At 65.7% G+C, this 18,210-nt stretch carries 21 protein-coding genes and 2 pseudogenes; 11 read left to right on the forward strand and 12 right to left on the reverse strand.

Annotated features, from left to right (window positions below; genetic code table 11):
• Nucleotides 1-33: 33 nt before the first annotated feature.
• Nucleotides 34-456, reverse strand: coding sequence for a hypothetical protein (locus tag QH195_RS10860; protein ID WP_280435257.1), 423 nt, complete (start codon nt 454-456; stop codon nt 34-36).
• 356 nt (nt 457-812) lie between these two features.
• Between QH195_RS10860 and QH195_RS10865 the strand changes: the two genes are divergently transcribed.
• Nucleotides 813-1,778, forward strand: a complete 966-nt coding sequence (locus tag QH195_RS10865) for a CPBP family intramembrane glutamic endopeptidase (RefSeq protein ID WP_280435258.1) — start codon at nt 813-815, stop codon at nt 1,776-1,778.
• On the opposite strand, the gene QH195_RS10870 is transcribed toward QH195_RS10865, so the two are convergent.
• Together QH195_RS10870 and QH195_RS10875 are read right to left on the reverse strand one after the other, a co-directional pair.
• Entirely contained in the window at nt 1,690-1,893 is a 204-nt protein-coding gene (locus QH195_RS10870; protein WP_030517997.1) for a cold-shock protein, read from the reverse strand. The genes QH195_RS10865 and QH195_RS10870 overlap by 89 nt on opposite strands.
• 597 nt (nt 1,894-2,490) lie before the next feature.
• Entirely contained in the window at nt 2,491-3,015 is a 525-nt protein-coding gene (locus tag QH195_RS10875) for a GNAT family N-acetyltransferase (RefSeq protein ID WP_280435259.1), read from the reverse strand.
• A gap of 650 nt (nt 3,016-3,665) precedes the next feature.
• Between QH195_RS10875 and QH195_RS10885 the strand changes: the two are divergent.
• From QH195_RS10885 to QH195_RS10900, 4 genes and pseudogenes are all read left to right on the forward strand, one after another.
• Nucleotides 3,666-3,758: pseudogene (locus QH195_RS10885) on the forward strand (serine dehydratase beta chain); the annotation flags it as partial.
• A gap of 27 nt (nt 3,759-3,785) precedes the next feature.
• Nucleotides 3,786-4,052, forward strand: coding sequence for a TetR/AcrR family transcriptional regulator C-terminal domain-containing protein (locus QH195_RS10890; protein ID WP_280435284.1), 267 nt, complete (start codon nt 3,786-3,788; stop codon nt 4,050-4,052).
• Nucleotides 4,053-5,005: 953 nt separating this feature from the next.
• Entirely contained in the window at nt 5,006-5,662 is a 657-nt protein-coding gene (locus tag QH195_RS10895; protein WP_280435260.1) for a hypothetical protein, read from the forward strand.
• Nucleotides 5,659-6,069 (forward strand): hypothetical protein, encoded by a 411-nt coding sequence (locus QH195_RS10900; RefSeq protein WP_280435261.1) that lies wholly within the window; start codon nt 5,659-5,661, stop codon nt 6,067-6,069. The genes QH195_RS10895 and QH195_RS10900 overlap by 4 nt, the downstream gene beginning before the upstream one ends.
• A 330-nt stretch (nt 6,070-6,399) precedes the next feature.
• Here QH195_RS10900 and QH195_RS10905 read toward each other — a convergent pair whose 3' ends face one another.
• The 3 genes from QH195_RS10905 to QH195_RS35215 all read right to left on the reverse strand — a co-directional run bounded on the left by QH195_RS10905 (nt 6,400) and on the right by QH195_RS35215 (nt 8,495).
• Nucleotides 6,400-6,996, reverse strand: a complete 597-nt coding sequence (locus QH195_RS10905) for a hypothetical protein (protein ID WP_280435262.1) — start codon at nt 6,994-6,996, stop codon at nt 6,400-6,402.
• Nucleotides 6,997-7,210: 214 nt separating this feature from the next.
• Nucleotides 7,211-8,311, reverse strand: coding sequence for an IS630 family transposase (locus QH195_RS10910; protein ID WP_280435263.1), 1,101 nt, complete (start codon nt 8,309-8,311; stop codon nt 7,211-7,213).
• Nucleotides 8,312-8,372: 61 nt separating this feature from the next.
• Nucleotides 8,373-8,495, reverse strand: coding sequence for a hypothetical protein (locus QH195_RS35215; protein WP_432278250.1), 123 nt, complete (start codon nt 8,493-8,495; stop codon nt 8,373-8,375).
• Between the two features lie 292 nt (nt 8,496-8,787).
• Here QH195_RS35215 and QH195_RS10920 point away from each other — a divergent pair, with 292 nt between their 5' ends.
• The 3 genes and pseudogenes from QH195_RS10920 to QH195_RS35225 all read left to right on the forward strand — a co-directional run bounded on the left by QH195_RS10920 (nt 8,788) and on the right by QH195_RS35225 (nt 9,588).
• Nucleotides 8,788-9,189 (forward strand): hypothetical protein, encoded by a 402-nt coding sequence (locus tag QH195_RS10920; RefSeq protein ID WP_280435264.1) that lies wholly within the window; start codon nt 8,788-8,790, stop codon nt 9,187-9,189.
• A pseudogene (locus QH195_RS35220) lies at nt 9,083-9,307 on the forward strand (hypothetical protein); the annotation flags it as partial. The gene QH195_RS10920 and the pseudogene QH195_RS35220, both read left to right, overlap by 107 nt.
• Nucleotides 9,277-9,588 (forward strand): hypothetical protein, encoded by a 312-nt coding sequence (locus tag QH195_RS35225; RefSeq protein ID WP_432278251.1) that lies wholly within the window; start codon nt 9,277-9,279, stop codon nt 9,586-9,588. The pseudogene QH195_RS35220 and the gene QH195_RS35225, both read left to right, overlap by 31 nt.
• Nucleotides 9,589-9,890: 302 nt before the next feature.
• Here the strand turns inward: QH195_RS35225 and QH195_RS10930 are convergent, their stop codons facing one another.
• The 4 genes from QH195_RS10930 to QH195_RS10945 all read right to left on the reverse strand — a co-directional run bounded on the left by QH195_RS10930 (nt 9,891) and on the right by QH195_RS10945 (nt 13,106).
• Nucleotides 9,891-10,661, reverse strand: a complete 771-nt coding sequence (locus QH195_RS10930) for an SDR family NAD(P)-dependent oxidoreductase (protein WP_280435266.1) — start codon at nt 10,659-10,661, stop codon at nt 9,891-9,893.
• A 63-nt stretch (nt 10,662-10,724) separates the two neighbouring features.
• On the reverse strand, nt 10,725-11,486 hold the full coding sequence (locus tag QH195_RS10935) for a crotonase/enoyl-CoA hydratase family protein (protein WP_280435267.1): 762 nt from the start codon (nt 11,484-11,486) through the stop codon (nt 10,725-10,727).
• An 80-nt stretch (nt 11,487-11,566) separates the two neighbouring features.
• Nucleotides 11,567-12,748: a thiolase family protein gene (locus tag QH195_RS10940; RefSeq protein WP_280435268.1), complete on the reverse strand. Its 1,182-nt coding sequence runs from the start codon at nt 12,746-12,748 to the stop codon at nt 11,567-11,569.
• 121 nt (nt 12,749-12,869) lie between these two features.
• Nucleotides 12,870-13,106 carry an oxidoreductase C-terminal domain-containing protein gene (locus tag QH195_RS10945; protein ID WP_280435269.1) on the reverse strand — a complete coding sequence of 79 codons (237 nt, stop codon included), beginning with the start codon at nt 13,104-13,106 and terminating at the stop codon, nt 12,870-12,872.
• Between the two features lie 144 nt (nt 13,107-13,250).
• On the opposite strand from QH195_RS10945, the gene QH195_RS10950 reads away from it, so the two are divergent.
• Genes QH195_RS10950 through QH195_RS10960 form a run of 3 tightly spaced genes read left to right on the forward strand, consistent with a single transcriptional unit; the run spans nt 13,251 to nt 16,316 of the window.
• Nucleotides 13,251-14,471 (forward strand): CaiB/BaiF CoA transferase family protein, encoded by a 1,221-nt coding sequence (locus QH195_RS10950; protein ID WP_280435270.1) that lies wholly within the window; start codon nt 13,251-13,253, stop codon nt 14,469-14,471.
• Nucleotides 14,472-14,499: 28 nt separating this feature from the next.
• The gene (locus QH195_RS10955) at nt 14,500-16,017 is read left to right on the forward strand and encodes a class I adenylate-forming enzyme family protein (RefSeq protein WP_280435271.1); all 1,518 of its coding nucleotides are present in this window, start codon (nt 14,500-14,502) and stop codon (nt 16,015-16,017) included.
• Nucleotides 16,014-16,316, forward strand: a complete 303-nt coding sequence (locus tag QH195_RS10960) for a hypothetical protein (protein WP_280426700.1) — start codon at nt 16,014-16,016, stop codon at nt 16,314-16,316. The genes QH195_RS10955 and QH195_RS10960 overlap by 4 nt, the downstream gene beginning before the upstream one ends.
• A gap of 218 nt (nt 16,317-16,534) precedes the next feature.
• Here the strand turns inward: QH195_RS10960 and QH195_RS10965 are convergent, their stop codons facing one another.
• A complete protein-coding gene (locus tag QH195_RS10965) occupies nt 16,535-17,155 on the reverse strand; it encodes a cysteine hydrolase (RefSeq protein ID WP_280435272.1) in 621 nt (206 codons plus the stop codon).
• 27 nt (nt 17,156-17,182) lie between these two features.
• Entirely contained in the window at nt 17,183-18,193 is a 1,011-nt protein-coding gene (locus QH195_RS10970) for an aromatic ring-hydroxylating oxygenase subunit alpha (RefSeq protein WP_280435273.1), read from the reverse strand.
• Nucleotides 18,194-18,210: the final 17 nt, after the last annotated feature.

Below are 18,210 nucleotides of genomic sequence, written 5' to 3' on the forward strand. Positions count from 1 at the left end.
CGGCCGCCGCCCGCCACAGGTATGTGTTGGCGGTCAGCAGTCGCCGTACAGGGCTTGCGCTTCGACCGTGCTGAGGGCCCCGGGTCCGGGGAGGTATCTGCGCGTAGTGGTGACGGTCACGCACGCGGGATATTTGCCGTGCAGGTCGGTGATTACGTAGCGAGTGCGGTGTGATGTTCCCCAGTCGGTCCTTCCGAACTGGTCGTTGTCCAGCTGTTCGGGCTCTCCGACCTGCTCCGATTTCATCTTTTCCCCGTCTTCCTGCACTTTCAGTGCCTGGGATACCTCGAATGAGGTCAGAATCGAGTTGTCGGAACTCTCCAGCTGCAGCGCTACGCCGTGCGCAGCGGAGAGGACGTCGTCGGCGTCGACAGGATCATCTTCCGGAAGTCCCGCGACGGTGATCAGGACGGCCAGGGCCAGGCCGAACAGCACTGCGTATACCGGACGGTTCATCAGGGTGGTTCCTCGTGGCTCGGAAGGATTCGCTACCCCGCAGCATCCCGCGCCGTACTTGGCATGAGCATGAAATCTTCTTGCAACGCCCGGGTCGACCCCGGGACGGCGGACTACCGTCGTATCTCGACCAGATGGAGCCGGGGTTCGCGAACATCGACGACAAAAGTCACGCTGAATAAGTGAGGCGTTATCGCAGTTAGCGGCATAACTATCTGCGGTTCCGGCAAGTTTTCCTGCCGTGATGCCCTGTTCGCGTAAGAGCGGCTGGGGAAACTGTCTGCGGTAGCAGAGGTGGCGCAGAGTCCTCCCATCGGAGGACGCGCACTGGCGAACGCCGACTATACGGTCGGCATATGGAGACGCCGACCGCCGACCGTCCGACCCGCGCCGCCGTATCCGCTGGCATTCTCCTGGTATTCGCGGCTGTCACCGGTTGGTGGATGTTGCTCATCGACGGGGTGGGTGCAGTCACCGGTACCGAGTACACGCGTGGCGCGCATATCGTGCGGGCGGTGGGGGCGACGCTGTTCGTGATCCCCCTGATCGCGCTGATGCTGCGGTTCCCCGTCCGGCTGCGCTGGTCCGAACTGGGGCTCACCGGGTGGCAGCCCGGGGGGAGACAGTTCGTATCCGGTGCCGCCTGCTGGGCAGTCCCGGCGTTGCTCACGCTCGCTGTGCTGGTGGGGGCAGGACGGGCCGAGTTGTCGGTACAGGCGCCGATGGTCGAGATCGCCGGCGCATTGGTCGGGCTCACCGCACTCGTATTGCTCTACGAGGCGATACCCGAGGAGCTGGTGTTCCGCGGATACTTCTTCACCGTCCTGGCGGGCCGTTTCGCGCCCGTCCGGGCGGCCGTGGGGCAGGCGGCGTTGTTCACCGCCTGGGGCGCGTTGAACGGCGGCCAGGTCTCGGTCGATCGCACGGTGCTGTTCGCGCTGTTCGCCACTGTGCTGGGTGCGCTTCGCGTGGCGACCGGCAGCCTCTGGTCCTGTATGGGATTCCACACGGCATTCCAGGTGACGGCCCAGTTCTTCAGCGAATCCTGGACCGAGATGGAGTTGCACGATCCGGACCTGACCGTCACCGCGGTTGCTTTTGTCGCCGCGCCGTTCGCCTCGACCGCAGGGCTGCTGTGGTGGCAGCGCCGTTTGGACAGCCGCTGTCCCGGCCGGCTTACCCGGAAAAGCAAGAAACCCGCGCCACGGCGCGGGTTTCCGGGTTGGTCAGCTCCTAGATGGCGCGGACGCTCTGAGCCTGCGGGCCCTTCTGACCCTGCCCGATCTCGAACTCGACACGCTGACCCTCATCGAGGGACTTGAACCCGGAGCCGGAAATCTCGGAGTAGTGGACGAAAACATCGGGACCGCCACCGTCTTGCGCGATGAACCCGAAGCCCTTTTCGCCGTTGAACCACTTCACACTGCCTTGCGACATACTTTTGTCTTACTTCCTGTTGCGAGCCGGACGATCACTTCAACAACCCGTACTCACAATCGAGCATGCCACACACCCGGGCGCCCCACCCAGAAAGTGAGGCAGCGCACGCCGGACCGCGCGCCTCACAGATGCCCGCTACCACCGCCGATCCCGTTCATGTCGGCGCACCGGATTGGCTTATCGACAATGTGAACGGTTGCGACCGTGCGGATTTGGGCGGCAAATGAGGTGTGACGGCAGGGGCCGGGTAGCAAGTGATCGAAGACCCAGGCGAGGCGCCGAGTCCAGACTCGGGCGGGATGGGAGACGGGGCAACTCCGGCTCCGGGACGACAGCCGCCCGCTTCCTCTGAATCACCGCTGGGCACACCGACAGCTCTCACCCCAACAATCCTCTTCATCCGGGGTCAGCTCGGGTCAAACGTAACCCGTGCCTTCCCGGCTTCCAGCGCAGGTCGGGCCGCCTCCCGCCCGGGCGGACTGGGCAGGTTGAAAATCCCGAGAACTGGGTTGAACGCGGGGTTCCTCTTGATTCCATGTCCTCGTCGAGAGAGTTCGACTCGAAGCTCAGGTTAGGCGAGTTGATGCGTTCTTGCTATCGATCGGTGGGTGAGCGGTCACTGATCGACCGGGTCAACAGCAGAGTGGTACTGCCATCGTTCTCTGCGATGTCCCGGCTATGCTCGAAACCGACCTTGCGCAGAACATGCAGCGAAGTCTTGTTCGACGCGGCTACGGTGGCGTGCACCTCGGTCAGTCCCAGGGTGTGGAAACCGTAGGCGACGAGCGCTTCTGCCAACTCGACGCCCAAACCACATCCCCACACCTGTGGGGTCAAAGCGTAAATGATCTCGTAGCCCTCGACCACGTCGGTCGGCTTGACCTCGGCATGCCCGACCAGGCGTCCGTCCCGACGAACGGCCCAGACGTCGAACAGATCGTCCGCATAAACCTTGGTGAAGACCCGTCCGAACAAGGCCCGGTCGGCCGCTTCGGAAGAGGGGCCGTCACCCATCCATCGAGACACCCTCGTGTCCTGGAACAAAGCGACGAAGCCTTCCTCATCCTCCGGGACGTACCGCTCGAGGACAAGACGCTGGGTATGCAAGGTCGAAGTCATGAGCGGCGACGCTACCCGCGAGCCGGCCCGAGGCCGAGCCATTCCATCGCGATTCGCCCGGGTGGCGGCGGGCGGCGTGAAGTTCGAGCCCAGGCCGCCTAGGTCGGCGACCTCGCCGACCTGGGCGCGTTCGGCCCGGGTCGGGCCGGTTTGGCGCGGCGAGGTCGATGTAGAAGTGATCGTTGACCGGGTGTTGGTCGATCAGGGCGTTGCCGCGGTGATGGCCGCAACGGCCTGTGGATTCCCTCTCCCGCTCACCCGCGGCCTCCCGGCGCTCTCGCCTGTCTTCCCACGCCCAGCCACTGACCATTACGAACAGTTCACCGATGTTCCAGGCGAAGAAGACCACGTACAAGCTGCCCCAACCCACGCTCGTGGAGTGGACCATCCAGCGCCATCACGGGATACGTCGTCACAAGCAGGTACAGGTACAGGAACACGAACAACAGACTCCACACCCCGCAGCTCCTCCCGCTATACCAATCCAGGGTATCCGTGAAACGCATTGCCGCAAAAGACGCCCCGTGGAACTCCACGCCTGGCTCCGCGCCCGCATGATCCTGCCCCGCATCGCCCGCCCCGGGATCGCTGACCCGAAACACCTTGGCCGGCACCGCTGGAGATTTGACCTGCTACAAGAAACACACCACATGAGACACGCTCTCAGCGTGTTCGACCTGTTCTCGGTCGGAGTCGGACCGTCGAACTCACATGGGGTCGAACCGATACGGACCGCTGTCCGATTCGTAGCGGCACGCTCGGCAGTGTGTATGCCCGATGACTGCTGGCTGCCCGAGGCCGACGACACCCTCGACCTGGTCACCGCGTTCGTGGTCGGCTTCGTCATCGAGGAGCAGGACCACAGCCCGCCCGCCGGAGCGGACCCCGCTCGGTACTCGCTTGCCGGACGTGATGCGTGGCTCGGCGAAGGCCCCGAATTGGTCAAGGCTGCAGAGCATCTCCGCGACGACGGCGACCCGAGGTTCGGACGGCAGCTCGGCGTTCTCCTCGACGGGCTCGCGACCCGGCTGCACTGACGGCCGGACCGCCACAGCCGGCGCCCCTGGAGTTCAGTTCCCGAAGGGCACCCGCCCCCGAGACGGGTGATCTTCTCCCACTCGCCGGATATAGACAGCGCCGACTTCCCGCCCATGCACGACATGACGCAGACCCACACCCATCAGCCGGAGTGCCTCGCAGCCCGGCTAACGAGCCAGCTCGAGCGGTTCCTCGACAACCCGCCCGCACTATCTGCGCAATGGGTCCGCGCCGAATCGGGCGTACCGGCAGAACGCAGGCGAGAGCCGTCGTTTCGAGTCGGTGTCGCTCACGAGCTGCGACGGGTGATCGCGGCGATGAGGCGGCGTTCCGGGGTCATGATCGTGCGCAACGTGGGGTCGATCAGGACGGTCGGCATGACCCGCAGCGGCGAATCCGGTTGCCGGGACGGCAGTGCGTTCCGCAGTTCGGTCCAGGCGTCGTCGGGACGTCCGAACTCGACGAGTTCCCGGGCGACGGCGAACTGGAGTTCACGACCTCGTCATCCCACAAGGCCGCGACATCATCGCCAGTTGGGCCTAGCCGAGACGAGACTGGACCGAAAGGATCGTCGCCGATGACGCAAGAAGCCGGCCCTGACACCACGTCCAGAAGCCTTCCGGGGAGACCGGCGGCCGGACAACAGCTAGTTTTCGATATCGAAAACTAGCTACCGTGGAGGAGTGGCGATTCGATGAGCCGAAACCGTTGTCGACAGGTCTCGCGCGGGGCATGCCCATAGAGTCAGCAGTGTGGACTCAGCCCGCGGCTATCCCCGGCGTCGGCCCGAACATCGCACTGGGCCCGCGCGTGCCGTGACCCTCGTCGACAACAACGGTGAGGACGACATCGACATGGTCTGAGTGTTCTTCCGCCAGCACGGCGGCGCCGGCGTCACGATCTGCCCGGCAGGCAGCGCACATCGGATCGCCGTCACCGCTAGCATTCAGCCATGACGCTCATCCGGGGCTGGCGCACGGCGATCTTGGGGATGTGCGTGATCATGATGACCACCGGGTGTATCGGTGCGATTGATCGTGCCGATTTCGAAGGCGCCTTGCATGCGCGGGGCGGTGGTCTGGTCACCGCGCTGCCCGCCGCTGCGGTCGGCGCACTCGAGCGGCGGCTGGGGGCGACCGGTCTCCGGGCCAGCGTCGTCATGCTGACCGCCCCGAATTCATCGGAATTCCGGTTGGTCGTGCCGGATCAGCCCGCTCAGGTGACTCGTTTTCTCGATGGCGGTGCGAATCTGGCGGGACCGTACGCGGTGGCGCGGTTCCGTATCCAGGTGCCACAGAACCCGGACCAACTCGACGACTACACCTTCGCGCTGGACGACTTGAGCGAACCCGCGCCCGTCCAGGTGATGACGGGCGACGTGCAGGACACGACATTCGCGATCGCCGACGTCTCCGGGCTCGCCCGGATCGAGGAGATCGTCGATACGGCGTTGGCGCACAGCGAACTCGACAATGCCTACGTACCGGCGATATTGGTCAACAAGTTCGGTCGAGATATCCTGATGACGGTGAATGTCACATCACCGCGTGGCGTGTCCGTCGCCCAATTCGACCGTACCGGGACGTTCATTCAGGCGCGGCGGGTATGAGATTCGGCAGACTACTGGCGGTTTTCGCCGGAATCCTTTCGGCGACAGCCATCTTCAGCATCGTCCTCTCGGTGATCTGGCCCGGCGAAATAGAGTTGATCGCACCGCTGTTCTGTGCCGATCCATATAACGACCCGATGGTCGTATCCGACACATACCACGATTCCGAGGGCACCTCGACGAACTTCACCCTGTACTGTGTCGGCGATCGCGGTCAGTTCACCAACGAGGGATTCTTCCTGCCCTGGCTTGTGCTGGTGGCAGCGCATACGGGCATCGTGGTCGTGCCGGCGTTGCTGATAGGTATCGCCAATCGCGGCCGCGAACCCCGAGACGCCGAACCCCGAGACCGGGAATCCCAGGACGCAGCGCCGCAGGACAGCAAGATCACCGGCACCGAGTGGTGAGCGGTCTTTCGGGTGGGTGCCGGCTAATATTCGATCCCTTCGAAGGCGAATAATCTCGCCCGCCCGAGGTCATCCACGCATACGGGTCCGCCGGTGATCCTCGGACACTGATCACTCGGCCAGGCTCGGACGGCGCGTGCTTCCTGCTGAAACCGGTCGAGGATCGCAGGGAAGGCGAGACAGTCCTCGGCCCAGGAGACGAGCGCGGAGAGGACATAGCCGTAATCCACGCCGGCGATCATCACACGAGCAGCACACCCGATTAGCTCGAGCTGGTGTTTTATGGAGTTTCTGCGGGGTCGTGGACCGGCGGGTTTGGAGGGTTTGTGGTCACTGTCGGTCTTGATGTACACGTCGTAGCGGGGTGCCGACCCGCTGGTTGCGGTGACCGGCGGATCGACCGGTTCCGGGGCGGGAGGGTTTCGGTGCTCTGGCTGGACATGCCGCTTTCCGGCGGAGGCGCCGAAACCCCCGACGAACACGCGCGGGCGTAAGACGCTGCGCAACAACGGGTTCATCCCACGGGCGTCTCAGGTCGACGGTCGGGTTCCGAGCCAGACGCAGTTGGGTGTAGGCAGCCAGCAGCAACCAGGTCCACCGATCAGCGGCATCCGGATTCCGCAGTTTCGGAAAGGTCCAGCCGATGGTCTGCTTCAGCATGCGGAAAGTGTGCTCGATGTCGAAGCGCCGCAGAAACGCCTGCCACAGCACCTCTGCCTCGGCGGCATCCAGATCGACAGTGGTGTCCACCGTGAGTACCAGCCGGCCGTCTGCGGCTCGCGGCAGCGGCACCGAGACCAGCGCCTGCCACAGCCGGGCGATATCGATCCGGCCACGGTCCAACGCCGCATAGACACTGCCGCGCCCCGACGATGCTCGCCGACCATCGACAACTCCGGCAGTGACCGCACCGGACCGTCCTCGCACAACACCGCATCCAGCACATCGAACACCGCGTCCGCCCGTCGGGACAGGCACCGATACAGCTCCCGCCGAAACGCCGAAAGGACCCCGACCGTGCCAGCCCGGCCGGAGTCGTGCACACTGTTCATTGAAGTTTTTGGTTGTTGAAAGACTTTCTGTCGCTTCGCTCATGATCACCCGGGGCCACAAAACACCAGATCAGAGGTTAAAACTCAAGCTAGTGTTCCGCGCCTGAAATCCGTTGCAGATATCGTGCGAGAGAGTCGAGGATCTCCTCGGCCGTCTTGCGCCAGACGAACGGACGCGGGTTGGTGTTCCATTGGTCGACCCAGTCCCGGACGTCTTTCTCCAGTGCCGCAACGCTTTTGTGGACACTGCGACGCAACAGTTGCTGGGTGAGGAAGCCGAACCAGCGCTCGACCTGGTTGAGCCACGACGAGCCGGTCGGGGTGAAATGCACGTGGAACCGCGGGTGCGCCGCGAGCCATTGCTGGACCAGCGGGGTCTTGTGGGTGGCGTAGTTGTCGCAGACCACGTGCACGTCCAGCTCGGCGGGAACGGCCTTGTCGATGCTGGTCAGAAACTTGCGGAACTCGGTCGCGCGGTGGCGGCGGTGCAGTTCGCCGATCACTGTGCCGTCGGCGATGTTGAACGCAGCGAACAGGCTGGTCGTGCCGTGGCGGGCATAGTCGTGGGTGCGCCGCTCCGGCATGCCCGGCATCATCGGCAGCACCGGCTGCGACCGATCCAGAGCCTGGATCTGGCTCTTCTCATCGACACACAGAACAACAGCTCGTTCAGGCGGATTATGGTACAAGCCAACAACATCCACGACCTTCTCCACGAACAACGGATCGGTGGAAAGCTTGAACCCATCGGTCAGATGCGGTTTCAACTCGAACCGCCGCCAGATCCGCCCCACCGTCGACTTCGACAACCCGGTCCGCTCGGCCATCAACGACCGCGACCAGTGCGTGGCATCGGAGGGCAGCCGCTCGAGAGTCAACTCGACCACCTGCTGCACCTGATCCAGCAGGATCGACGGCGGTCGACCTGGCCTCGACTCATCGGCCAGACCCGCCAGCCCGTACTCGATGAAACGGCCCCGCCACTTACGCACCGTCATCGCCGACACACCCACCTCGGCCGCTACATGGGTGTTGAACGCTCCCGGCTCGGCACACGCCAGCACGATCCGACACCGCAACGCATACGCCTGCGTCGACGTCGCCGCCCGCGCACCCCGCACCAACTCCCGACGCTGCGCCTCGGTCACCACCAAATCCGGACCCGATCTCGGGCGCCCAGTCCTCGCCACCGCCGAATCCTACAATTAACCAACGGATTTCAGGCGCGGAACACTAGGGCCTATCCATAATTCATCGCAGCCACAGCACGATCGCGGCGATGGTGAATTCGGCCAGGTAATACGCGACCCGCTTGGCATAGCGGGTCGCCGGGCCACGGAACTGTTTGAGCCGGTTGAAGCAGCGTTCGACCACATTGTGTTGCTTGTAGATCTCCGGATCGAACTCCGGTGGCCGACCACCGGCCGGGCCCTTCGCGGCGCGGCGAGCGAGCTGATCATCGCGTTTGGGACTACTGAAACCGTTACTACCTGCTGGTATAAAGCCGGGCCGGCCACCGCGGTGGTCGAAACGGTGGTTGATCGACGGGATCCGATAGCGGATCCGGACCGGCAGCCCGTGAGGTGATATTCCGGCAACGTATGGGCCGTGGTAGACGGGGTACGGGTTTTCCGCAATACAGCCCGAGTCCGTATCCTGGCCGACCGTGACACCAGATGCCGCGCGCGAATTACTGCTGTTCCACAGTGGTGCACATCCCGATGTTCATGATCCTCGCTGGGAGCAAGGGTTTCTCGGCATGCTCCGCCCGTACCGCGGTTTGCGTGATGAGAATTTCCATTCCGTGATGGCTTGCCTGCGCGCCCTCACAGACGATTTACAAGGCGACGCCCTCGACCGCCGAGTGATCGGAGCCCTCTGGGGAATCTGTCACTTCGGCCGGACCTGGGGAACATGTCCAGGTGGCATGCTGCGCAGCAACAACCTCATTACCGACGAAGATGTCTCCCGGCTGGAGAGCTGGGTCGAACAGATCTCCTACTCCACCTTCTGCGTCCTCGACGGTGCGATCGGTGAGGCATTCCACACCTACGACCGAGGCATCTGACCCACAACGTCGGCGACACGAAGTCCTGCCGGTGCGGAACCGTGTGGTGCTGCGAAACACCGTCTACCTCGACCGGGCACTGGCCGAATTGCACGCCCAGGACTACTCGGTGATGGACACCGACGTCGCCGGGCTCTCACCGTTCCTCCGAATCCACACCGGCATCGGCGGGCATTACAGCTTCTTTCTCACTCACATCCCTTCCACCACCCGGTTGTAGGCGATCCCACCCTCGGCTACGTCGTCCTCGCCGCCGAAGACGCCCCCGAGCAGAGCCTCGCCAACTACACCCCCGAACCCGCCTCACCCTACGCCGAAGCACTCGGCCTACTCGCCGGCTGGACCAGCACCACCACAGTCGCGCCCACGACGGAACGGACCCGCAATCCGCCCAGCTGACCGCATCGTTCACCCGCGCACCGTTTCTGGCCCAGTCAGGAAGGCGATCGTCCGGCCGTGAGTCGCCGGCCGGTTGATTACTTGGTGTTGACCTGGCAATTTTCCCCCTCCCGACATGAACCCCCACACGATGGGCCCTGCAGCGTGAGTGACAGGGGCGAATGCGGGTTGTGGGGAGGGGGTCGGTGATATCGCGTACGGCGCCACGATCTGCCGATGGGCATTTCGTGGCGCCGTACGCCGAGCCGGCGCGGGCACTCCGGGGCATCACTCCGCAGTCCCGGCCACGAGCAATGCCGCGGTCAGCGGGGCTGGAAACGCTGCGCGCCGTCGATCCGCACGACTTCCCCGTTCATATATGGGTTTTCCAGCAGGTGCTGGGCCAGATTCGCGTATTCGTCCGGTGTGCCCAGCCGCTTCGGGAACGGCACCGTCGAAGCGAATTTCGCCAGCCCTTCCTCTCCGATCAATTCCATGATCGGTGTGCGCATGGTGCCGGGGGCGATGCTGTTGAGCCGGATTCCCAGCGAGCTGAGGTCGCGGGCGCCGGTGAGCGTCAATGCAATGACTCCGCCTTTGGCCGCCGAGTAGGCCGACTGCCCGATCTGCCCCTCGTACCCGGCGATCGAACTCGTCATCACGATCGCGCCGCGTTCCCCGTTAGGCTTCGGTTGCAGCTTCCCTATCCGCGCCGCGGCCAGCCGCAGTACGTTGTAGGTCCCGGTGAGATACAGGCCGATGGTGTCGGTGAACCCCTTCAACGTATGCGGGCTACCGTCACGGTTCACCACCTTCTCCAGTACTCCGAAACCGCCGTGGGCGATCACCGAGTACCGCAGTTCACCCAATTCCGCCGCCGCGTCCAGCGCGGCGTTCACCGCGTCTTCGTCCAGTACATCGGTGCGTACGTAGACAGCCTTGTTGCCCAGTTCGTCGGCCAGCTCCTGGGCTTTCTCGTCGGCGACATCGGCGATGACGACTGCCGCGCCGGCGCCGTGCAGGCGGCGCACAGTGGCGGCACCGAGCCCACCGGCGCCGCCGGTGACCAGAACGACTTCTCCCTCGAATGACACGGGGTTCTCCTTACTTTCGTGTTCAACAGGCCGGGATCCGGCGTACCGGACGGGAAGCACCGGTCAGGTGCCGGTCCATTCGGGGGTTCGCTTTTCCGCGAACGCCTTGGCACCCTCTTGCGCGTCCTTCGAACCGAATACCGGGGCGAGCAGCTCCATCTGGTTCTGCCACATCTCGTCCTCGCCCCAGTACCGGGACTTGACGAGAATCTCCTTGGTCACCGCGACCGCCAGCGGGCCGTTGGCGGTGATCCGATCGGCGAGCCGCAGGGCTTCGGGCAAGGCTTCACCGGGCTCCGCGAGCACGTTGACGAAACCCAGGGCCGCGCCCTGTTCGGCGGTGAAGTTCTCGCCGGTGAGGGCCAGCTCGAGCGCTTTCTGATAGGGAATGCGCTGCTGCAGGCGCAGCAACCCGCCGCCCCCGGCCACCAGCCCCCGCTTCACCTCTGGGATCCCGAACTGCGCACTGCGCGAGGCGACCACCAGGTCGGTGGCTAGCGCCAGTTCCGTGCCCCCGGCAAGGGCAAACCCTTCCACCGCAGAGATGATCGGCTTACGCGGCGGCCGCTCGGTGAAACCCATGCCCCGGCCAGGGATATACGGGTATTCACCGGCCGCGAAGGCCTTCAGGTCCATACCGGCGCAGAAATTGCCACCGCTACCGGTGAGGACGGCGACCGACAGCTCGGGGCTGTCGTCGAGTTCGTCCATGGCATCGGCCAGGCCCTGGCTCACCGCCAGGTTCACGGCATTACGCGCGTCCGGTCGATTGATCGTGATCACCAGCGTGCGCCCGCGGCGCTCCGCCAGAACTTCGTCCGACAACGGTCACCTACTTACTTTTGTGAATGAACGGGATTGTGTTGCCGGATGCCCGGTGCATCCGGCGTGGCGGTGCCGGGATCTCACACCTCGAGCACCAGGGCACCGCCCATACCGCCGCCCGCGCACATCGCAGCGACCCCGATACCGCCGCCGCGGCGGCGCAACTCGTAGACCAGCGTGGTCACCATGCGGGCTCCACTGGCCGAGATCGGGTGGCCCAGACTGCATCCGCTGCCGGAGAAATTCACGCGTTCCTCGTCCATCCCGTATTCCCGGCAGGCCGCGATCGGGGTTGACGCGAAGGCTTCGTTGATCTCCCACAGCGCCACATCACCCACGGCGAGGCCGGCCCGCTCCAGCACTTTGCCGATCACCTTCACCGCGCCCAGGCCGGTATCCCGGGGTGCTACCCCGACATTGGCCCAGGCGCGCACGGTCGCCATCACCTCGAGCCCAACGGCTGCGGCGTAATCGTCACCGACCAGCGCCACCGCGGCGCCGGCGTCGTTGATTCCGCTGCTGTTCCCGGCGGTGATCGAGAAGCCTTCGATCTCGGGATGCAGCACCGGCAACGCGGCCAGGCGCTCCAGTGTGGTGTCGCGGCGCGGGTGTTCGTCCACCGCGAAGTCGATCACCGTACCGTCGGGCCGGGTGACCTTCAACGGCACTATCTCGTCGACGAATTTCCCGGCTTCGATGGCATCACAGGCGCGCTGATGCGACCGTAACGCCCACGCGTCCATCTCCGCCCGGCTGATTCCGACCGATTTCGCGGTGTTCCAGCCCACCGTGACCGACATATCCATGGTCGGAGCGTCGGGGGTCTCCGGATGCGACGGCGGGATCCAGGGCTCGACGAACTCCATCTCCGGTCCCGAATCCGGCACCCGCCACTTCATAAGCGGTGCGGTGGACAGCGACTGCACACCGCCCGCGACGAGGACCCGCTCCATATCGGAGCGGATATGCGCCGCGGCATTGGCGATCGCGGTGAGACTGCCCGCGCAATGCCGGTTGACCGCCTGGCCAGGGACGGTTTCCATCCCACAGGCCACGGCGGCGTGCCGGGCCAGATCGCCACCGCCGTAGTTCAGTTCGGCGAACACCACATCATCGACCGCTGCGGCCTCCAAACCGGCCCGGCGAACCACCTCCGGCAACACTGTGGTCGCGAGAGTTTCGGTCGGCACGTTCGCCAGCGCGCCCTTGAACGATCGCCCGATCGCTGTCCGGACGGCGCCGACGATGACGGGTTTGGCCATATCTCTCAACCTCTGTTCGAGCCACACGCGCAGGTGTAGCGATGTGCACCGTACAAATTTTCCAACAGTATTGCATACAGTATAGACATCGTGAACGCCTTGCCGCTTGAACGCCGGTCGATTACCGGCCCGCAGTCATTGCGGGTGCCGCGTAACGAGCCGCATCCGCGGCCAGGGCGAGCAGATCAGCCGTCCCGCCCCGGGGTGCCGCGGCGGGCATATACGGACCGTCCTCGACGAGTGTCTTCGCCGCGTGCAATTCCCGCGGCCGGCCGGTGCCGACCGCGCCCACCAGCCGGTCGCCGTCGAGAACCAGAGCCAGCAACGCCCCCTCCGCGAGGTCGCCTTGCACGATCATCGGACTCCTGATGGGGGACGGGGCAGTCATCGGCGCGGCGGCCGCGGCCCGTCGGCGATCTCGGAAATATAGCCCTGGGCATACAACTGTAATGATTACCGTATAGTACTTCAAGACAGCTGCTCGTTCAGGAAGGGAGCGCCGATGACTGGCCTGCTCAACGGCATCCGGGTGGTCGAACTGGCCTCGTGGACCTATGTACCCAGCGCGGGTGCGGCGTTGGCCGATTGGGGTGCCGACGTGATCAAGATCGAGGACACCCGCGGGGGCGACCCGTGCCGGAATCTGGTCGTCGGCGGGCTGACCGTCGAGGATTCCCCGGTGCAGGCGAGCTTCATGATGGAGATCGGTAATCACGGCAAGCGCAGTATCGGCGTGGATATCAAATCCGAGCTCGGCCGGGAGATCCTGGCGAGACTGCTCGCGGGGGCCGATGTCTTCCTCACCAATTGGCTCCCGGGACCGCTCGAGCGTGCGGGTCTCACCGTCGAGCGCCTGCGCGAGATCAACCCCGCCCTGATCATCGCCCGGGGCAGCGGTCACGGCAGTCGCGGCCCGGAGAAGGACCGCGGCGGCTTCGACGGGGCCAGCTACCTCGCCCGCGCCGGCGTCGCCTACGCGCTGAGCCCGCCGGACACCGAGTATCCGGTGGCCCAGGGACCGGCCTTCGGCGATCTCCAAGGTGGAATCACCCTGGCCGGCGGTGTGACGGCGGCGTTGTTCCACCGCGAGCGAACCGGCCACGCCCCGATCGTGGACAGTTCACTGCTCGCCCAGGGCATGTGGGCCGTGGCCCCGGATATCTCGGCCGCCGACTACTACGGTATCGACCGGATTCCAGCCGGTCCGGCGGGTACGGCGCTGAATCCGGCTGTCAACCGTTACCGCACGCGCGACGACCGCTGGGTGCAGCTGATGTTCCTGCAGACCGACCGCTACTGGAAAGGCTTCTGCGACCGAATCGGGCGGCCCGACCTCGGGACCGACGAACGGTTCGTTCCGCTGGCGAACCTGGTACTGAACCAGGAAGCCGCCACCGTCGAACTGCGCAAGATCTTCGCCGAACGCGACCTGGCCGAATGGCAGCAGATCCTGGCCGACGAGCCGGGGGTCTGGTCGGCGATCGCCAGCCCGCAGGAAGTCCTCGACGACCCCCAGGTCGCGGCGAACGGCTATCTGATGTCCGTACACGACGACGCCGGCCACGAGTACCGCACGGTCGCGGCTCCGGTGCAGTTCGACGAGACTCCCGCCGCGCCGACCCGGGCGCCTGCCTACGGGGAGCACACCGAGACCCTCCTGCTGGAACTCGGGATGGACTGGGACGAGGTCATCGCCGCCAAGGACGCGGGAGCCATTCTGTGACCGGGCACCGCTGGGTGGAGGTGCCGCGGTGAGTATCTCGATACTGCTCGAGATGGCGGCCGCCGGGGATCCCGCCCGGACCGCCCTGGTCTCGGACGATCTCCGCGTCACCACCGCGGAGCTGTCCGATATGGCGGGTTGCGCGGCTGAGTCGATCGCCCGGTCGGGCGCCGGGCATGTGGCCTACGTCGGCACCGGGGGAATCATGCTGCCCCTGTTGCTGTTCGGGGCGGCCCGGGCGGGCCGCGCATGCAGCCCGCTCAATTACCGGCTCGGCGCCGCGGCGCTGCGCGAGCTGATCGAACGGTTGCCGGCGCCGCTGGTCGTCGCCGACGACGAATACGTCGACGTGGTCCGGGGCACCGGTCACCGAATCGTCGACTCCGCGACATTCCTCGCCACCGCCCGCGAGGCGACCGAGCCCGGCCCGGCGGTGGATGCCGCGCCGGACGACGTGGCCGTTGTGTTGTTCACATCCGGCACCACAGCGCGCCCGAAGGCAGTGGAGCTCACCCACGCCAATCTCACCAGCTACCTCATGGGCACGGTCGATTTCGGCTCCGCGGAGCCCGGTGACTCCGCGCTGATCTGTGTTCCGCCCTACCACGTCGCCGGGGTCGGCGCGGCCCTGTCGAACCTCTATGCCGGGCGCACCATGGTGTACCTGCGGCATTTCGACCCGCACCGGTGGATCCGCCTGGTGAACGAGGAGAAGATCAGCAACGCCACCGTGGTGCCGACCATGCTCGACCGGATCGTCACCGCACTGGCCGAACACCCGGAGCCGTTGCCCGGCCTGCGTACCCTCGCATACGGGGGTGCCCGCGCTCCGCTGCCGCTGGTGCGCCGCACGCTCGAGCTCCTCCCCGGCGTGGGCCTGGTCAACGCCTACGGTTTGACCGAGACCAGTTCCACCATCGCGATACTCACTCCGGAAGACCACCGCGCCGCCTACCACGCCACGGAGCCGGAGATCGCCGCACGCCTCGGCTCGGTCGGCCGTGCGGTGCCGGGTGTGGAATTGCAGATCCGCGACGCCGCCGGCGCGGTCCTACCGCCCGGCGAGACGGGTGAGTTGTACGTGCGCGGCGATCAGGTCTCGGGCACCTACGCCGAGATCGGTTCCGTACTCGATGCCGACGGCTGGTTCCCGACCAAGGATCTCGCCGCGCTCGACGCCGACGGTTACCTCTTCCTCGGCGGCCGCTCCGACGACACGATCATCCGTGGCGGCGAGAACATCGCCCCTGCCGAAATCGAAGATGTCCTGGTCGAACACCCGGAAGTCCGGGAAGCGGCGGTGATCGGCGTCCCCGATCCGGAATGGGGGCAGCTCCTCGTCGCCGTGGTCGTGCCGGTACCCGGGCCGGTTCCCGAAACCGATGACCTGCACGGCTATGTGCGTACCGCGCTGCGGGGTTCGCGGACACCCGACCGCATCGTCTTCCGCAATGAACTACCCACCACACCGACCGGAAAGGTGCTACGGCGTGTACTCGTCGACGAGCTCACCCCGGTCCCGTCGAACAGCGAGGAGCAACCATGACCAAGAGCGGCAGCCGATTGGAAAGCCAGGTCTGCGATACCCAGGTGATCGTCATCCGGGCCACCGACGCGCTGGCCGGACTGCGCTGCGGGGGCGTACCGATGGTCGCGCTCGGCGGCGAGAAGGCGGCCGGCACGGTGCTCGATCCCGAATTCGCCGGGGGTACCGTCCTCGGCAAGCGGTACGTCCACGAAAGCGGCGCGGAAATACTGGTCACCCGCGGCGGCGCAGGCACACTCACCGTCGATTCGGCGCCGCTCGCGATCAAGGACGCCAAGCCCCTGCCGGCCAGCGACTGACCGCAGCGGTTCACATTTCAGCTGCGCTGTGCTGCAGCGTGTCCCGATGCAGCGCGGGCGTGCCCCCTTGAACGGCCCGGCCCCTGATTCGGAAACGGGCCCTGACGTCCCGGCGATCGCCTTGATCGAGGCGAATGCCGGTCGGGAATTCGACCGGGCGGAACAGCGACGCCGCGCGGGCGGTGTCCGTGCACGCTGGCTTCGCACCTGTTGGGTGTTCAGGTTTTCCAGATCTCGACGAGTTCCCGGGTGGTGGTGACGGTGGCCAGTAGCGACAGCGTGTTGTCGATCATCGCCGCGCCGTATTCGGCTGGTACTCCGGCCACCGCGTCACGCGGCAGGACCACGTCGTAGGCCGCGTTCACCGCGTCCATGACGAGATTGGGGATGGCCACGTTCAGCGACACGCCCACGGCGACGATCGTCGAAACACCGAGGTTGCGCAGCACCGGATCGAGGTCCGTCCCGCCCATCGGTCCGAGGCCGTGGCCGCGGGTCAGCACCAGATCGGCCGGGCCGGGCCCGAATTCGGCGAGCAGCTGCGCTCCAGGACTGCCCGGGGTCACCGCGACCCCGCGGCGGCCGACCGCGAACAGTTTCGCGTTGTGGTTGGAGCCCAGGCCGTCGGCACGGCGGTTGACCAGGCAGTGCACCACCCGGACGCCCGCGGCGCGGGCGACCGGCAGTAGTGCGGCGATATTGGGTAGCGCCTCCCGGCGTGCCTCGTCGGCCAGCGCGGCCAAGCCCGCGTCGGGCCCGACCACGGCGCCCTGGCACTCCTGGGTGACCAGGGCGGTCCGCGCCGGGTCGACCAGCTCGCCCAGCGCGCGCTTACCCACGAGCGGGTCCTCGGCCGTGCCCGGCGTTCATGCCGGGCTGCCTGCTTCCACGACCGGGACATCGTAGAACTGCTTCGCCCATTTACGCAGCGACAGATAGGGTTCGGCGTCCTTGGGCGACAGCGGCGGATGTTCGACGTACTTCTGGTACCGCCAGATGCTCAGGTCCTCCCATACCGTGACCAGGAACTGCCGCTCCACCCGTTCCCGCACCTCGGGCGGCGGGACATCGGAGTCGTCGCCCGGTTTCTTGGGCCACCAGATCGAGTAGAACAGGTCGGAGCATTCGTCGTCGACGGGTGTGGTCGCGAAGATGAGCCGGTGGCTGGACGATCCCTCGAAGGCGCTGATCGAACCGCCGAGGCCGAACATCTGGGCGTGGATCTTCAATGCCATCTTGTTCGGATCGTCACTGCGGGCGTCGGGCCAGCCGGTGAGGAACGACCAGGTGTGGCCCTCGGCGCTGTAGTCCAGCATCTGCGGGGTCACGGTGGCGCCGTGGACGTATTCGAAATGCAGGCTGTCCGGCCCGTTCTCCAGGACGACCTGCGGATGCACCGGTTCCTGCTCGGTTTTGCGGGAGAATGCGGGATAGGGCCGGTAGTAGCTGTCCGGGTCGCTGCCGAGTTCGGGGAACATCCGCAGGATGTCCGGCATCTCCCAGTGCGGTTCCTTCCCTTCGGGATGGTGCCACATGAACACGCAGCCGTTCTGTTCGTTCACCGGGTACACCTGCAACCGCAGGCCCCGGTTGACCCGGTTCTCGCCGGGGATCTTGCGGTTGCGCCCGTCCGGGCCCCACCGCCAGCCGTGGAACGGGCATTCGACGCAATCGCCGACCACCGTGCCGCCGTGCCCGATATGTGCGCCGAGGTGACGGCAATGGCCGGTGAGGATATGCATTTCGCCGGATTCGTCACGGTAGGCCACGAGGTCTTCGCCGAAGTAACGCAGCGGACGCACCTCGCCGAGCGGGAACTCGGCGGACCAGCCGACCATGAACCAGCCGGTGACTTTCCAGGTGAAGGGGACCTTCATATGACACCTCCGATGCC

The organism is Nocardia carnea, assembly GCF_029868855.1.
Lineage (GTDB): Bacteria > Actinomycetota > Actinomycetes > Mycobacteriales > Mycobacteriaceae > Nocardia > Nocardia carnea_A.

What these genes read in the sequence shown, in the direction of transcription:
- QH195_RS10860 (WP_280435257.1), bottom strand. Translation starts at nt 456, where the DNA reads ATGAACCGTCCGGTATACGCAGTGCTGTTCGGCCTGGCCCTGGCCGTC.
- QH195_RS10865 (WP_280435258.1), top strand. Translation starts at nt 813, where the DNA reads ATGGAGACGCCGACCGCCGACCGTCCGACCCGCGCCGCCGTATCCGCT.
- QH195_RS10870 (WP_030517997.1), bottom strand. Translation starts at nt 1,893, where the DNA reads ATGTCGCAAGGCAGTGTGAAGTGGTTCAACGGCGAAAAGGGCTTCGGG.
- QH195_RS10875 (WP_280435259.1), bottom strand. Translation starts at nt 3,015, where the DNA reads ATGACTTCGACCTTGCATACCCAGCGTCTTGTCCTCGAGCGGTACGTC.
- QH195_RS10890 (WP_280435284.1), top strand. Translation starts at nt 3,786, where the DNA reads ATGCCCGATGACTGCTGGCTGCCCGAGGCCGACGACACCCTCGACCTG.
- QH195_RS10895 (WP_280435260.1), top strand. Translation starts at nt 5,006, where the DNA reads ATGACGCTCATCCGGGGCTGGCGCACGGCGATCTTGGGGATGTGCGTG.
- QH195_RS10900 (WP_280435261.1), top strand. Translation starts at nt 5,659, where the DNA reads ATGAGATTCGGCAGACTACTGGCGGTTTTCGCCGGAATCCTTTCGGCG.
- QH195_RS10940 (WP_280435268.1), bottom strand. Translation starts at nt 12,748, where the DNA reads ATGGCCAAACCCGTCATCGTCGGCGCCGTCCGGACAGCGATCGGGCGA.
- QH195_RS10945 (WP_280435269.1), bottom strand. Translation starts at nt 13,106, where the DNA reads ATGATCGTGCAAGGCGACCTCGCGGAGGGGGCGTTGCTGGCTCTGGTT.
- QH195_RS10950 (WP_280435270.1), top strand. Translation starts at nt 13,251, where the DNA reads ATGACTGGCCTGCTCAACGGCATCCGGGTGGTCGAACTGGCCTCGTGG.
- QH195_RS10960 (WP_280426700.1), top strand. Translation starts at nt 16,014, where the DNA reads ATGACCAAGAGCGGCAGCCGATTGGAAAGCCAGGTCTGCGATACCCAG.
- QH195_RS10970 (WP_280435273.1), bottom strand. Translation starts at nt 18,193, where the DNA reads ATGAAGGTCCCCTTCACCTGGAAAGTCACCGGCTGGTTCATGGTCGGC.